Annotated in this window: 14 protein-coding genes; 6 read left to right on the top strand and 8 right to left on the bottom strand. The window is 67.8% G+C overall.

From position 1 onward, the window contains the following. Positions 1-6: 6 nt before the first annotated feature. Positions 7-723, top strand: coding sequence for a GAP family protein (locus AX744_RS02130; RefSeq protein WP_061015255.1), 717 nt, complete (start codon positions 7-9; stop codon positions 721-723). Positions 724-854: 131 nt separating this feature from the next. Next, a complete protein-coding gene (locus tag AX744_RS02125; protein WP_061015254.1) occupies positions 855-3,197 on the top strand; it encodes an arylsulfatase in 2,343 nt (780 codons plus the stop codon). A 28-nt stretch (positions 3,198-3,225) separates the two neighbouring features. Here AX744_RS02125 and AX744_RS02120 read toward each other — a convergent pair whose 3' ends face one another. From AX744_RS02120 to AX744_RS02110, 3 genes are all read right to left on the bottom strand, one after another. After that, the gene (locus tag AX744_RS02120; protein WP_082738367.1) at positions 3,226-5,823 is read right to left on the bottom strand and encodes a LuxR C-terminal-related transcriptional regulator; all 2,598 of its coding nucleotides are present in this window, start codon (positions 5,821-5,823) and stop codon (positions 3,226-3,228) included. 97 nt (positions 5,824-5,920) lie between these two features. Further along, a complete protein-coding gene (locus AX744_RS02115) occupies positions 5,921-6,898 on the bottom strand; it encodes an FUSC family protein (protein WP_061015252.1) in 978 nt (325 codons plus the stop codon). Between the two features lie 11 nt (positions 6,899-6,909). Then, positions 6,910-8,550, bottom strand: a complete 1,641-nt coding sequence (locus AX744_RS02110; RefSeq protein WP_061015251.1) for a SulP family inorganic anion transporter — start codon at positions 8,548-8,550, stop codon at positions 6,910-6,912. 176 nt (positions 8,551-8,726) lie between these two features. On the opposite strand from AX744_RS02110, the gene AX744_RS02105 reads away from it, so the two are divergent. The 4 genes from AX744_RS02105 to AX744_RS02090 all read left to right on the top strand — a co-directional run bounded on the left by AX744_RS02105 (position 8,727) and on the right by AX744_RS02090 (position 11,132). Next, complete coding sequence (locus tag AX744_RS02105) at positions 8,727-9,113, top strand: SHOCT domain-containing protein (protein WP_058631330.1); 387 nt, start codon at positions 8,727-8,729, stop codon at positions 9,111-9,113. 96 nt (positions 9,114-9,209) lie between these two features. Then, positions 9,210-9,668: a MarR family winged helix-turn-helix transcriptional regulator gene (locus tag AX744_RS02100; protein WP_231728722.1), complete on the top strand. Its 459-nt coding sequence runs from the start codon at positions 9,210-9,212 to the stop codon at positions 9,666-9,668. Positions 9,669-9,697: 29 nt separating this feature from the next. Further along, complete coding sequence (locus tag AX744_RS02095) at positions 9,698-10,675, top strand: zinc-binding dehydrogenase (protein WP_061015250.1); 978 nt, start codon at positions 9,698-9,700, stop codon at positions 10,673-10,675. 55 nt (positions 10,676-10,730) lie between these two features. Next, positions 10,731-11,132, top strand: a complete 402-nt coding sequence (locus AX744_RS02090) for a RidA family protein (protein WP_046749442.1) — start codon at positions 10,731-10,733, stop codon at positions 11,130-11,132. Between the two features lie 35 nt (positions 11,133-11,167). Here AX744_RS02090 and AX744_RS02085 read toward each other — a convergent pair whose 3' ends face one another. From AX744_RS02085 to AX744_RS02065, 5 genes are all read right to left on the bottom strand, one after another. Then, positions 11,168-12,241 carry a DNA polymerase IV gene (locus AX744_RS02085; protein ID WP_061015249.1) on the bottom strand — a complete coding sequence of 358 codons (1,074 nt, stop codon included), beginning with the start codon at positions 12,239-12,241 and terminating at the stop codon, positions 11,168-11,170. Between the two features lie 45 nt (positions 12,242-12,286). Continuing rightward, entirely contained in the window at positions 12,287-12,679 is a 393-nt protein-coding gene (locus AX744_RS02080; RefSeq protein ID WP_061015248.1) for a DUF1304 domain-containing protein, read from the bottom strand. Positions 12,680-12,746: 67 nt separating this feature from the next. Further along, on the bottom strand, positions 12,747-13,619 hold the full coding sequence (locus AX744_RS02075; RefSeq protein ID WP_046749445.1) for a CPBP family intramembrane glutamic endopeptidase: 873 nt from the start codon (positions 13,617-13,619) through the stop codon (positions 12,747-12,749). After that, complete coding sequence (gene trmB / locus AX744_RS02070; protein ID WP_046749446.1) at positions 13,616-14,341, bottom strand: tRNA (guanosine(46)-N7)-methyltransferase TrmB; 726 nt, start codon at positions 14,339-14,341, stop codon at positions 13,616-13,618. Before trmB ends, AX744_RS02075 begins: the two co-directional genes overlap by 4 nt. 53 nt (positions 14,342-14,394) lie before the next feature. Further along, on the bottom strand, positions 14,395-15,234 hold the full coding sequence (locus tag AX744_RS02065) for a DUF3097 domain-containing protein (protein ID WP_061015247.1): 840 nt from the start codon (positions 15,232-15,234) through the stop codon (positions 14,395-14,397). Positions 15,235-15,504: the final 270 nt, after the last annotated feature.

Genomic DNA, 15,504 nt, shown 5'->3' with positions numbered 1-15,504 from the left:
GATGACGTGGGCGAGTTGATCCTGGACCTCGTGCCCGTCGCCCTCGGCGTCGTGCTCAGCCCCCTCGCCATCATGGCCCTCGTCGCCGTGCTGCTGTCCCGCAACGCGAGGACGAACGGGATCGCCTATCTGCTCGGCTGGTTGCTGGGCCTCGCAGGCATCATGACGCTCGGTCTCTGGCTCTTCCCGATGCTCGCGGTGCACGAGCACGACGAGCCGCCCCTGTGGGTGCCGGTGGTCCGCCTGCTGATCGGTGGCTTCCTCGTGTCGGCGGCTGTCTGGGTCTACCGGAAGGGGCGTGCCCGTATCGAGCAGATGGCGACAGCCGCTACTCCTCGCGACGTCGTGGACGCTTCTCCCCAGCTGCCCGGCTGGCTGCATTCCGTCGAGTCGTTCCGGCCGGGGCGCACCTTCCTGCTCGGCCTCGGTCTGTTCGTGCTCAACCCCGTGGATGCGTCATGCGCCATCCTCGCCGCGCTGGACATCACGCAGTCCGGCGTCGCGCCCGGTGCCGGAACCGCTGTCGCCGCCGCGTTCGTCGTGCTCGGCGCCCTGCCGATCGCCCTGCCGGTGTTCTTCGTCCTCGTCCGTGGTGCGCGCGCCCAGCCCGTGCTCGACCGCATGCGCTCCTGGATCGCCGGCAACACACACGTGCTCAACGCGGCGCTGCTTCTCGTGATCGGCGCCCTCCAACTCGAGAAGGCGATCGCCGCACTGATCTGAAGTCCACACGGGGACGCGCAGAGTTCACCCGGATGAAGCGCACCCGACTCTGATGACCCCACGACTCACACCGCAGTACGTTGAACGCGGCAGGGAGCCGCATCGTTCCACCGAGATGAAGGAGGCCCACGATGGCTCGCGAATTCCAAGGCAAGATCGAACTCGACGTGCGCGATTCCGTTCCTGACTGGGACGCCTTCCGACCGCCGACCCCGCCGAGCGGCGCTCCGAACGTGCTGGTCGTCCTGTACGACGACACGGGCATGGCGGCGTGGTCGCCGTACGGCGGACGGATCAACATGCCGACGATGGACCGTCTCGCTCAGAACGGCCTCACCTACTCCCAGTGGCACACGACGGCGCTGTGCTCCCCCACCCGGTCGACGTTCCTGACCGGACGCAACCACCACCTCAACGGCTTCGCGACGATCTCCGAGTCCTCGACGGGCTTCCCCGGCTACAACTCCCACATCCCCGATTCGAACGCGACCATGGCGCACGTGCTCCGTGACGCCGGCTGGTCGACCTTCTGGGTGGGGAAGAACCACAATGTGCCGATCGACGAGTGGACTGCCGGTGCGTCGAAGAAGCACTGGCCGCTCGCTCAGGGGTATGACCGCTTCTACGGGTTCATCGGCGGAGAGACCAACAACTGGTACCCCTCGCTGGCTGAGGACAACCACTACATCGACCAGCCGTACCTGCCGGAAGACGGGTACCACCTCTCGAGGGACCTCGCCGACCAGGCCCTCACGATGATCCGCGATGTCAAGCAGACCGAGCCGGAGAAGCCCTGGTACCTGTGGTTCTGCCCCGGCGCGAACCATGCTCCGCACCACGCCCCTCAGGAGTACATCGACAAGTACAAGGGGCAGTTCGACGACGGCTACGAGGCCTATCGCGAATGGGTGCTCGCCCGGATGATCGAGAAGGGAATCCTCCCCTCCGACACAGATCTGACCACGCTGAACCCGATGACCGACGGCACGTTCAATCCGACCGACGAGGTGCGCCCGTGGGACACGCTGAACGCCGAGGAGAGGGCCATGTTCTCGCGGATGGCCGAGGTCTACGCGGGTTTCAGTGAATACACCGACTCCCAGGTCGGCCGCATCGTCGACTACCTGGAGGAATCGGGGCAGCTGGAGAACACCCTCATCATCTACTGCGCCGACAACGGGGCGTCCGGCGAGGGCAGCCCCAACGGCTCGGTCAACGAGGGCAAGATCTTCGGCGGATACCCGGACGACGAGGCGGAGAACCTCCGCATGGTCGACAAGCTCGGCTCGCCGGAGACCTACAACCACTACCCCACCGGGTGGGCGGCGGCGTTCTCGACTCCATACAAGATGTTCAAGCGGTACACCTATCAGGGCGGCGTGTGCGACCCGCTGGTGATCCACTGGCCCGCCGGGATCAAGTCACGGGGAGAGGTGCGCCATCAGTACCACCACTCGACCGACATCGTGCCCACGATCCTCGAGGCGTGCGGCGTGACGTTCCCCGAGACCTACAACGGCGTCGAGCAGACGCCGCTGTCCGGAGTCTCGATGGCGTACTCGTTCGATGCCGCCCCCGACGGGGCGACCGAGAAGAAGACCCAGTACTACGAGATGCTCGGCCAGCGCGGCATCTGGCACGAAGGCTGGAAGGCCGTCGCGGTCCACGGTCCGATGAGTGGCATCAGCAACTTCAACGAAGACGAGTGGGAGCTTTACCACACAGACACCGACCGGGCCGAGGCCAAGAATCTCGCGGCCGAGCACCCCGACAAGCTCGCCGAGCTCAAGTCGCTGTGGATGGAAGAGGCGAAGACGAACAACGTCCTGCCTCTGAACGATCTGCAGATCATCGGGAACCCGAAGGACTTCGAGACGTTCATCGCCATGGAGTTCCACCAGCCGGCTCCGCCCTCGGGCCGATTCGTCTACTACCCGGGCACGAGTGAGGTTCCGGAGCGCTCTGCGGCGAACACCCACGGCGTCTCTTACAAGATCGCCGCCGAGGTCGAGTTCACGCCTGAGACCGAGGGCGTCATCTTCGCGCACGGCTCGCGCTTCGGCGGCCACGCCCTCGTCGTCAAGGACGGGCAGGTGCACTACGTGTACAACTTCCTCGGCATCCCGCCGGAGGACCGGGTGTCCGCGCCCGTTCCCACCTCCGGGAAGCACATCATCGGCGTGGAGTTCACGAAGGAAGGCATGGGCGAACACCGCGAGGGGGTCGGACCGGTGAAGCTCTACATCGACGACGAGGTCGTCGGTGAGAAGCAGATCCGCACGGTGCTCGGTCACTTCTCCTTGTGCGGCGAGGGCCTGACGATCGGTCGAGACAGCGCCGATCCCGTGTCGTCGCTGTACGGGTACGGTTTCGACTTCACCGGGGGCGAGATCGCTAAGGTCGTGTTCGACATCGCCGACGACGCCTACCTCGACCTCGAAGCACATCTGGCAGCAGCCATGGCACGCGACTGAGTCGCTCTCCCCGCGGCGGCTGCGTGCGCTACTCGATCCCGAGAGCGTGCGCAGCCGCCGTCACGCTGTCCCGGTCGGAGACGCCCAGCTTGCGGTAGATGTTGCGCACGTGCGTCTTGACCGTGTTCGGGGAGATGAACTCCTGCTCCGCGATCTCCCGGAGCGTCGCGTTGCGACTCAACGCCGTGAGCACGATGCGTTCGCGACGGGTGAGCTCCTCCTCGATGAGCACTCCTGCTGCGGTGAGACGTTCGCGGACGCGATCCGCGAAGCGACCGCGTGATCCCGGAGTCGCGCGCGCGGCGAGAAGGCGCGCGACGACCGGCCCGGCGTCGGCGAATCGTCGGATGTGCTCCTCCGGTTCGGCCAGGGCGAGCGCGAACGACAGCGACACCTGCGCCTGATCGGGACAGCCGGCCTGCACTTCGATACAGGCAGCGACCAGCCAGGCGTCGATCATCGACGCAGGGAGAAGGCACGGCGCCACCCCTTCCAGCACCGGAGCGAGAGCGGCCCGCGCCGGCTCGAACGCCTGATCGTGCAGCGCGGCGATCGCGCGGAGCACGGCCACCTCGCCGACCTCGCCGAGAGCGTCTCCGACGTCGTGGATGAAGCGGTCTCTGAGGGCGTACTCTCCGAGCGCGTTGAAGGCGCGGATCGCGAAAGTGCTCGTCATCGCATACCAGTGCACAGGCAGCGGCATGTCGTCGCGCGGTGCGAGGTTCTCGAGGAGAGCGAGAGCCGCCGCGTGCGCGTCGATGGCGCCATCGACGTTCAGCAGGGCGATCAGGCCTCGCAGACCCCGTGCGATCGCCGGCTCCGTTCCGGACTCGATGATCCCGGTCGCCGCGCGCAGCGTCTGATCCACATCGGCGACAAGCATCTGTTCGAAAGGCACCCAGTACCGCCACACCCGCGTGACCTCGTAGAAGGAGTCCGCAGGCATGCCGAGCGCGCGCCAGCGCTCATCCAGCAGCGCGCCGGAACGCAGCACTTCTCGCATCTGACCTCGGAAGAGATCGGCTGTGTTCAGGATCGCGGCCGCCTGCAGCTCCGCCGCGGCAGTGCCCGCGGCGTGAGCGTGGTCCCCCGCGAGCCGGGCGAACCGGTCGGCATCGTTCAACGCCCCCGTATACAGCTCTGCCATGGCAGCCTGCAGGAATACATAGGTGTCGAGCTGCGACTCCCCCGACACCGCGTAGAGACCCGGCTCCAGCCGGTCGAGCGTTTCCGAGAAGCCCCCGCGACGCACGGCTGTGTGCAACTCCAGGCCCTTTCGCCATTGACGGACCGCAACGGAATCCTCAAGGTCCGAGTCCGACTCGAGCAGCGCCGCAGCGCGGGCCGCGTCTCCCTGTGTGAGCTCGGCGGACGCCGTCAGCACCCGCATGGCAGGATCCGCGAGCACAGGTCGAGGAAGACACGCGATCGCTGCGACCACCTCAGCCGCATAACCCATGAGGATCAGCTGCAGCCCACTGCGACGGAGGATCCGTGAGGTCGAGCAGTCGTCGCCGCTCCGCGCGGCGTGGAACATGGCGCGCTCGTGCTCCTGCTCGGCCGCGAACCACTCCGCTGTCACGCTCTCGAGCTCCTCGACGGCCGCCTCTCCTCTGTCCTTCAGGCGGGCATAGAGGAACTCCCGCAACAGCGGATGGTAGTGATACCAGACCGGTTCTTGACCGCTACGACTGATCAGCACGTTGAGTCGCATGAGCTGTTCGATCAGCGGTTCGGCCGGCATTCCTCCTGTCAACTGCGAGGCTAGAGCCGGCGTGAACGACTCGGGCACCGAGGTGAGCACGAGGAACTCACTGAGGCTTTCGTCGAGATCGGCGAAGACCTCCTCGGCGAAGTAGTCGGTCACCGTCGGAGAGTCACCGCGCAGCGGGAGGACCGTGGCGAACGAATCATGCAGCGCCGCCAGCTCCAGCAGCCGGAGTCCCGTGGCCCATCCCTCGGTACGCAACAGCACGGTGGTGATCTCGCCCTGCGAAAGGCGCATCCCCCGCGCGCGGAAGAACGCTCGCACCTCCGCCGGTGTGAATGCCAGGTCACGGCTTCCGAGTTCCAGTGCCATGCCGACGATACGTCGACGCGCAAGAGGCAGACGCCGGGTTCCGCGTCCGGAGACCACGACGTGGGCGGTACCCGACACTGCGCTCAGGAACGCCGACAGCATCTCGGCGAGTGACCCGGTCTCGATGAGGTGCACATCGTCGATGATCACGACTACCCGACGGCCCGCGGCGCGGAGGGCTCGGGCCAGATCTCGCGCCCTCTCCGTCGACCACGGCCCGGTGAGGCGGTCGAGTGCCTCGCGCAGCGAGGGGTCTTCGATGCTCCGAAGAGCAGACTGCAGGGGGTCGAGGTCCCGATGCCAGCGCTGGAGCGAGAGCCACACCACACGCGATCGATCGTCGTCCGAGGAGGTAATCGAATGCGCCCACTGGGTGAGCAGCCGTGTCTTGCCCGACCCCGCGGGGGCCGACAGGACGGTGAGTGTCCAGGGCTCGTCCAACGCGGCGGAGAGTCGTGACAGCAGTCGGGCTCTGGGGATGTCACCGGGGCCTGCAGGAAGCGGAGGAATCCACGCTGAATCGACGTCTGGCTGTTCTTCGACCATCAAGAGCCCCCGGTGAAATGTTAGATACTACGTCCTCCCCTTCTCGAAGTATCCCACCATGGGAGCGCGCACATCAAGCAACTTTCGTCCAGAACCCTCATCGGGCGACCGAGCTTCTCAGCCGGACGAAGCCGACCACCGAGGGCAGCACGGCCCCGAACAGCAGAGCGAGCCCCACCCCGAGAAGCGTCTCCACCGCGCGTTCCGCGAATCGAGCCCCCGGAGGCTCCGGCGAGGTGGACATGATGAGGGTCAGGGCGAGGAACGTGGTGAAGCCAGGGACGACGTACCACCGGCTCTCCTGGATGGCGCATGTCGCTCCGATGACAGCCCCGACCACGAGCCCGGTGACGAGACCTCCCGGAGCCAGGACAGCCAGGCCCGCGGCCGCGAACGCTCCGATGAGCACCGATGCCGCGCGCCCGATGCTGCGCGAGATCAGCTGCCCCCTGACCGGACGCATGACGAGGAGCGCCGCGCCCGTCGCCCACCCCACGTGCTCGAGATCGAGAACGAAGCCGATGGTGGCGGCGAGCGCCGCAGCCATGCCGAGGAGGATCCCGTAGACCAGGAGGGCTCGCCCCCGAGGTACAGGACTGGCGGCACGCGCCCGCTCTTCACGCTCGGGCCAGAGCAGGGAGACCATCCACGCGTACACGGAGCCGGCGACGATGCAGGCGGCGAATCCCCCTGTGACCGAGGACCAGGAGAAGCTCAGCCCGATCCCGGTCATCGGCAGCACCAGAACGAGGATCAACTGCCCGAGCCGACCTCGCGGGGCGTTGAGACTCGCGACGATCGCGAGTCCGAGCACGGCGAGCACGGCGACCACAGGCCACTCCGCCAGCAGCGCCCCGAGAAGCAGACCGAGGGCGCTGAGCGTGCCGACGACGGGGATGATGGCGCGGGCTCTCCTGCGTGGGGGGAGACCGAAGGCGGCGGCGGGTATCACGCCGATCCCGAGCGCGACACCGAGCGTCGGATGGAAGGGGGCGACGAGCATCGCCGGCGCGGCGAACAGCAGGCCGAGGCCGAACCGCGACCATCGCCAGCTCAGTCCGGCGTCATCACTCATCCATCGCTCCCTCAGCTCCGTCTACCGGCTTCCCGATCCGCGGCCGCGACGCCGTCACTCACCGATGCGTGCACGCGACCGTGCGATTCCAGTCCGAGGAACCAGGGTGTGCGGCGAGCGACAGCGGCTGCCCGCTCGGGAAGCGCGGCGATGTGCAGCACGATGCCGAGCTGAGCGAGCTCTCCGTCGAGGTTCTCCAGCGCGTCGAGGACGGTGATCGTCATCACCTCCTGCTGCTTCAGACCCAGCACGAGCACGCGGACCGGCTGCTCCTCCGCCTCGACCAGGGCGAGGATCTGCTTCTCGTTGGCCATCGCGTTCGCCGTGTAGAGCCCCCGTTCGAGACGGAGCCCCAGAGCGTCGCCGATGCGAGCGTCGACCGCCACCTTCGGCACATTGAGCTCGCGGAGCACCAGGATCAAGGTCACGACCACACCGACCGCCACGGCCGGGAGAAGGCCGGCGGTGAGCCCGAGGATCGCGACCGCGAGCGCGATCCAGAAATCCACCGGACTGATCCGCGCCCACCGCACGAGCTCGGGGATGTTGATGAGCCCGACGACGGCCACGAACACCATCGCGGCCAGCGTCGCCTCGGGGAGCAGGCTGAGAACGGGTCCCAGGAAGAGCGCGACCAGCACGGCGAGCACCACGGTGACCAGGGTCGCCGCCTGGGAGCGCGCCCCCGCACTCTGATTGACCGCGCTCTGCGAGAAGCCTCCCGCGGCTGGCATCGTGCCGAAGAATGCGCCGACCGTGTTCGCCGCGCCGGTCGCGAACAGCTCCTGGTCGCTGTCGATCTGAGGTTCGCTCGCCGCCCGCAGGCTGCGGGCGACGGCCGCGGACTCCAAGAACGCCATCACGGCGATAGCGAGGGCGCCGGGCACGAGGACGACCGTCTGCGAGAAGTCGGGCACACCCGGAACGGGGAGCCCGCTCGGCACCGGGGCGATGAGGTCGACGCCGTAGCGATCCAGACCAGCGACGGCGACCAGGAGGATCCCGGCGACCACCACGACGAGTGCGCCCGGCACACGCGGGGCGAACCGCTTGAGCACGACGATCACGAGGATCGAGCCGGCAGACAGCGCGACCGTCGGCCAGTTCACGCTGTCGAAGGCCTGTGCCACTGCGCCGAGCGACTTGAGGAATCCATGACCGGAGAAGTTGTAGCTCTCGCCCAGCAGCTTCGGCAGCTGTCCGACGGCGACCGTCGCGCCGACACCGATCTTCAAGCCGAGAACAGTGGCTCCGCTGATGTTCTCCACGAGCGAGCCGAGGCGACAGAGTCTGGCGATCAACAGGATCACTCCCACGAGCAGCGTGAGCATCATCAGGGAGCCGATCGCGTCGTCCGATCCCGCGGCGACTCCCGCGGAAACCAGGGTCGTCGCGGTGAGGGTCGCGATCGTCGAGGTCGTCGACACGCTCATGGCGCGGCTTCCACCGAGGAACGCGTAGACCAGCATCGGCAGGATGCACGTGTAGAGCCCGACCTGCACCGGAAGATTGGCGATCGTCGCGTAGGCCATCCCCTGCGGGATCACGACGGCACCAGCGGACAGACCCGCGACGACGTCACGGACCACCCACTCCCGGCGGTACCCCTCGACCGTGCTGAACAGCCATGGCGGTCTTCTCGTCGCGGTCATCCGCTTCTCCGTCCTCCGGTCGTCTGAAGCGTACTGCGGGGGCATGCGGGGATCGAGTGATCGCACGATCGGCTCACCCTGGTGAACTCCACCGGGAATCGGTGCGCGTGCTGGCGCGTGCCGAGTATCGTCCGACGGGGCCGCCACCGGGCGGGCCGGTTTAAGAAGGAGTACACATGGGTTTTTGGGGATCGTTCTGGGACATCATCTGGTGGTTCCTGCTGGCGTTCGTCTTCATCTCGTACCTGTTCGCGCTGTTCGCGATCGTCGGAGATCTCTTCCGCGACCGGCAGCTCAACGGCTGGTGGAAGGCAGTGTGGATCGTCTTCCTGATCTTCGTCCCGTTCCTCACGGTGCTGGTGTATCTGATCGCTCGGGGCTCCGGCATGGCCGAGCGGAGCGATGCGGAGGCCGCGAACGTTCGCAGCGCCGCTGACGCCTACATCCAGCAGGTCGCCGGCACGAGCCCGAGCGACGAGATCGCCAAGGCGAGGGCACTCCTCGATTCCGGCACCATCACGGCCGGGGAGTACGAAGCCATCAAGGCCAAGGCGCTCAGCTGAACCCAGGAGGGCGCGCCCGGTCGGATCGGTCGCGCCCTCCTCGCGCCCATTCGAGTTGTGCACAATTGAATGACGTGCAATGCTATCTTGGTGCCGATGACCGATGAGATGCTCTGCTTCTCCCTGTACTCCGCCGCGCGTGCCACCACACAGGCATACCGGACGCTGCTCGCCCCCTGGGGTCTGACGTATCCGCAGTATCTGGTGCTCGCCGCACTCTGGCTCGACGGCGAGCAGACGATCGGGTCGCTGGGGGCGGTGATGCGCCTGGACTCCGGCACGCTCTCCCCCCTCGTCCGGCGACTCGAGCAGGCCGGACTCGTGACCAGGACACGCGGCCGCGACGACGAGCGTGTGGTGTCGGTGACCCTCACCGACAAAGGCCAGGACCTGCGGGCCGAGGTGGCCCCCATCCACACCACCATCGCGTCGATCTCCGGGCTCCAGGACGAGGAGCATCGCCGTCAGCTCATCGCCGAACTGCACGACATCACCGACCGCCTTCAGAAGACCACGAAAGATCTCGCCGACGCCCACCAGAGCGACCGGCCCTGATCGACACCCCGAGAGAGAACGGAATCGCCATGCGCGCACTCATCCACCCCACCTTCGGCACTCCGGAGGAAGTCCTCCGAGTCGAAGATCGACCTCTTCCGGAGCCCGGCGAAGGCCAGGTCCGTCTGCGGATCGTGCTCTCGCCCATCCACAACCACGACCTGTGGACCGTTCGCGGCACATACGGCTTCAAGCCGGAGCTCCCCGCCGCGTCGGGGACCGAGGCCCTCGGCGTCGTCGACGCGCTCGGTGCCGGAGTCGAGCACCTCGAGGTGGGCCAGCGCGTCGCCACCGGCGGAACCTTCGGCGCCTGGGCCGAGTACATCGTGACCAATGCCGCCGGACTGATCCCGATCCCGGACGGCCTTCCTGACGAGACGGCGGCTCAGCTGGTCTCGATACCCTTCAGCGCGATCACGCTGCTGGACTTCCTCGATGTGCAGGCCGGCGGCTGGATCGTGCAGAACGCCGCGAACGGAGCTGTCGGACGCATGCTCGCTCAGCTCGGCTCAGCGCGTGGAGTGAACGTGCTCGGGCTGGTGCGTCGGACAGCGGGGGTCGACGAGCTCCGCGCACAGGGCATCGACAGGATCGTCGCGACCGATCAGCCCGATTGGAAGGAGCAGGTCGAGGCGATCACCGGAGGTGCGCCGATCACCGCCGGCGTCGATTCCGTCGGTGGTGCATCCGCCGGCCAGGTTCTCTCGCTGCTCGCGGAAGGCGGCACGTTGGTCGCGTTCGGAGCGATGGACTCCCCCACCATGGAGATCGCCTCCTCCGACGTGATCTTCAAGCAGGCCACAGTGAAGGGCTTCTGGGGCAGCAAGGTGATCCCGAGCCTCGATCAGGCCACCCGCAGCGCACTGTTCGGCGAGCTGTTCCAGCGCCTCGCCGACGGCAGCCTGACGTTGCCCGTGGCCGGCATCTTCGACGCCGCCGACATCAGCGCGGCCGTGCGTGCGAGCGACACCCCGGGTCGCGTCGGCAAGGTGCTGCTGCGCTTCTGAGCTGCACGCCGACGAGGGACTTCCGGATGTCGGCGCCCCGGTGCAGAGTGTGGCCATGGAGATCACACTCGGACAGCCCGATGGGCTCGTCGTCAGTCCTGCATTCAGCCATGTGGCTGTCGTCCCGCCAGGGGCGACGACGGTGTACGTCGGCGGCCAGAACGGTGTCGACGTCACCGGAGCCGTCGTCTCGAGCGATGCCGGCGAGCAGTCCGCTCGCGCCGTCGAGAACGCCAGGATCGCCCTCGAGTCCGTGGGTGCAGGGCTCGAAGACGTGATCAGCTGGACGGTGCTGATCCATCAGGACGCGGACCTGCGCGCGGCGTACGGTGCGGTCGCCTCACGGCTGGCGCGGGACGGAGCCCCGCCCCTCGTCACCGCGGCGCTCGTGGCGGGCCTCGGAGTCCCGGGTGCCCTGATCGAGGTGAGCGCGGTCGCGGCCGTGCTCCGCCCCTGAGCGGACGACGCTTCCCTCGATGTCCCGGTGCGGGGTCAGATCCTTCCCCGCACCGGTGTGCGCTCGACGCCGTCGTCCTCGGGCGCCGTCATCTCCGCGCGGACTCCGAGCAGTCGCACCTCTCGCTCCGGATCGAGCGCGCCGGCGAGCGCCGCGGCAACCGCGACGAACTCCGCGCGGTCCGTGGTCGGCGCGGAGAGCTTGCGGCCGAAGGTCTTGGTCTCGAACGGGGCATATCGCACCTTGAGGTGCACGCGGACGACCGGCCGCCCCTCCACCGCGCAGTCGTCGAACGCGTGGGCGGCGAGATCGCGGATCGCCGCATCGACCTGCTCCGGCGTCGTGAGGTTCTCCTGGTACGTCGTCTCCCGGCTGTGGCTTCGCGCAACCCACGGCGTGTCGTCGACGCTGCTCGGGCCGATCCCTGAACCCAGCCCGTGATACCAGACGCCCATCCGCGGTCCGAACTCGGTCACGAGGGTCTGCTCGTCCGCCTCGGCGAGATCTCGCACCGTCGCGATGCCGTGGACCGCGAGACGCTTCTGCACCTTCGGCCCGACACCCCAGAGGTCGCGCGTCGGCTTGTCGCCCATCACCTCGAACCAGTTGTCCGCGGTGAGGCGGAACACACCGCGGGGCTTGCCGAACTCGGTGGCGATCTTCGCCCTGACCCTGTTGTCCCCGATCCCCACCGAGCAGTGCAGCTGTGTCGCCTCGAACACGGCTTCCTGCGCGGACGAGGCCACACCTTCGGGAGAGTCCGTCTGCACCCCGAGGAAGCACTCGTCCCATCCCACCACTTCGAGCACCACGTCCGGCAGCGCACGGAGAGCAGCCATGACCTCGTCGGATGCCCGAGCGTAGGCGTCCCGATCGACCGGGAGGAACACGGCATCGTCCGGCGCCTTCCGCGCCGCGATCTTCAACGGCATGCCCGAGCCGATCCCGAACGCACGGGCTTCGTAGGAAGCGGTCGACACCACCGCCCGCTCGGTCGGATCGCCGCGTCCGCCCACGATCACCGGGCGACCGGCCAGCTCCGGTCTGCGCAGCACCTCCACCGCGGCGATGAACTGATCCATGTCCACGTGCAGCACCCAATCGGCCATGCAACGAGTGTGACCGGTGCCGACGTGGATGTCACCCCTCGATCGTCACCGGATCGCGAGGCCGATCGCGGTGACCACGACAGCGAGCAACGGCAGGGTTCCCTGCATCGCCGCAGCACGCACCTTGGTCCGATCGGAGAGCACGAGCACGAGCGCGGCGGCGAGCATCATCCCGGTTCCGGCGAAGACGAGGGTAAGCCCCGCCGTCTCGGCTCCGACGATCACGAGGCCGATGCCGAGCAGGGCCGTCAGTGCGAGGAAGAGGTTGTAGAAGCCCTGGTTGAAGGCCAGCTGCTTCATCGTGACTGCGTCCGCCTCGCTGGGGACGCCGAAGATCTTCCTCGTCTCCGGCTCGGTCCACCGCAGCGACTCGAGCGCGAAGATGAAGACGTGGAAGGCCGCAGCTGCGGCGGCGAGGACGAGACCGACGATGAGCATGGGCTGATTCTTCCGTTCCCGGGGGCCGGGAGCAAGCCGACAGCACCGGCGCGCACGAACCTCCTCGTCACAGGAGGAAGATCGGAAGAAGTCCCGGGTTGTGTGCGTGTACCAGCACGGCGAACACCACAGCATCGAAGAGCAGGTGCACCGTCACGACATAGGCCAGCGAGTGCGTCCGCACGAAGATGTACCCCTGCAGCAGGGCGAACGGGATCGTCAACAGGGGTCCCCACTCTCGGTAGCCCAGCTCCCACAGGAAGGAGACGAAAACGATGGCCTGCAGGACGTTGGCGAGCAGGTCGGGAAAGTGTCGGCGCAGCAGGGCGAACACGGTGCAGATGAAGAACAGCTCGTCCCAGATGCCCACGGCGCCGACCCCGACGAAGAGACGGGCGATGAGGTCAGGAGTGTCCACGACCGGCCAGTTCTGGTACACCCCGCTGGTGATGAAGTAGAAGGGCAGGATCAGCCACCCCAGCAGGAGCACCGCCACGAGCCACCCCCATTGCAGCCGTCCCCAGCGCTTGTGCGTGCGCCAGGGGAAGCCGATGGCACGGTCTCGATAGACGAACCTCGAGATCAGGTAGGGCACCGCCACCGCGCCGCCCAGGGCGAGCGTGAACCGCAGCATCGCGAGGTTGTCGAGTTCCGCTGCCAGCGGGATGATGCTCACGATCAGCATGCCGATCGCGATCAGCGAGAGATCGCGGGTGAGCGAAGGACGGCGTGGGCTCCCGGCTGGATCCGCGCCCCGCTCACCGCCGCGACGTTCGACGACACGGCGTTCGAGGAGACCGGCGACTGCGATGCCGGCGGCGAGGAGCGTCCAGCCCAGCCACGGGATCTCCAGCACGAAGAATGCCGGAGCAGCGGCGCACACGAGCAGCGCGGGAAGGAGCCCCGTCCTCGACGCCGTGTCGCGCCGCGTGTCGGTCACGCGCGGGTCCTGCGCCGGTACACGAGATCGCGGATATCCCGTCCCTTCGCGATGCCCTTGCGCTCGAACGCGGTCATGACGCGACCGTCGAAGCGTTCGGCCCACTCCCCCTCGAATGCGCGCTCGAACAGCGGATCCGCGTCGAGCACATCGCGCATCTGCAGGGCGTAGTCCTCCCAGTCGGTCGCGAGCCTCAGCAGGCCGCCGTCACGGAGCGCTCGCGCTGCGGCGTCGCCGAATCCCGGTCTCACCAGGCGTCGCTTGGTGTGCTTCTTCTTGTGCCAGGGGTCAGGGAAGAAGATCCACACCTCGCGTGCTGCCGCCTCAGGGAGGAACGATGAGAGGACCTCCGGCGCATTCGCCTCGACGACGCGCAGGTTGCGTGCGCCCTCCCTGTCGGCGTCGAGCATGGTCCTGGCGAGGCCGGCGCGGAACACCTCGACGGCGAGGAAGTCGTCCTCGGGGCGCGACGAGGCCGCGGCCACGATCGCGTGGCCTTGGCCCGATCCGACCTCCACGTAGAGGTCAGCGGTGCGTCCGTACTCGGTCGCAGGATCGAGGCGCGCCTCGGGGTGCACGGAGGTCCAGGCGACGTCACGCGGAACGTCGAGTAGATAGTGCGGGCCGAGCTCGGCGAAGGCGCGCTCCTGCGCGTCGGACATCCGGCCGCTGCGGCGCACGAACGACACCGGCTCGTCTCGGAAGGTACGGGGTTCGGGCATGTTTCCAGGGTAGCCGTCGACGTCCGTCGCTCCGGCGTCCCCGATTCCCGGGCTCAGGCCGTCGGCGCGGTGACGAAGTCGATGAGCTCCTCCACACGGCCCAGCAGCGCCGGTTCCAGGTCCCGGTAGGTCGTGACCTTGGAGAGGATGTGCTGCCACGCGCGCGCGATGTCGGCCTGCGTCTCGTGCGGCCAGCCGAAGGCACGGCAGATGCCGACCTTCCACTCGATGCCGCGCGGGATCTCCGGCCACTTCGCGATGCCGAGGGCCCGAGGCGTCACACACTGCCAGACATCGACGAACGGGTGGCCGACGATGCGCAGATGGCGTCCGTGCGGGCCCCGGGCGACCTCGTCGGCGATGCGCGATTCCTTCGAGCCAGGGACGAGGTGGTCGACGAGCACGCCGTACCGCCGAGTCGCGCTGGGTGGCTCTGCGGCCAGCAGGTCGTCGAGCAGGTCGACGCCCTGGAGGAACTCGACGACGACGCCCTCGACCCGCAGGTCGGCACCCCACACCTTCTCGACGAGTTCGGCATCGTGCTTGCCCTCGACGAGGATTCGGCTGGGCAGAGCGACGCGGGCGCGCTGATCGGCCACCACGAACGATCCGGATGCCGTGCGCCGCCGCCCTTGATCGGCAGCACCGGGCACGATCAGCCTCACGGGTGCGCCGTCGATGAGGAACCCTCCGCCGAGGGGGAACAACCGCCGACGGCCCACGCGGTCCTCCAACTCGACGTTGCCGCCCTGGACACGTGTGACCGCACCGCAGAAGCCGTCGTCGGCGACCTCGACCACGAGATCCGGCTCGGCCGCGACCTGGGGCACCTTCTTCGCGCCGCGCTCGCGCCAGCCCGCCGCGAGCACGTCGGAACCGTAGATGTCGTCCATGCCTTCCAGCGTATGTGCCTCCGCTGAGGGCGAACGGCGAACCCGTGTCGAGTGCTGTCGCGTGTCGGGCCCAGTGCATAGACTCGTGGCATGGGGCTCGGCTGCCGGTCGGAGGGAACACGATGACGAAACGGTGGCTCACGCTGGCCGCACTCGCTCTCGCCGTTGTCGCCGGTGCGTTCAGCACCTCCGCAGCATCCGCGACCGATCCCGTCACGCTCGATGCCGGATACGTCACCGACCAGGCCGGAGTGCTCAGTGCCGACGAAG

It is taken from the genome of Microbacterium sp. CCH5-D1 (assembly GCF_001557335.1).
Taxonomy (GTDB): Bacteria; Actinomycetota; Actinomycetes; order Actinomycetales; family Microbacteriaceae; genus Microbacterium; species Microbacterium oxydans.
The sequence above is the reverse complement of the archived record's forward strand: the minus strand, read 5'-3'. Positions and strand labels throughout refer to the sequence as shown.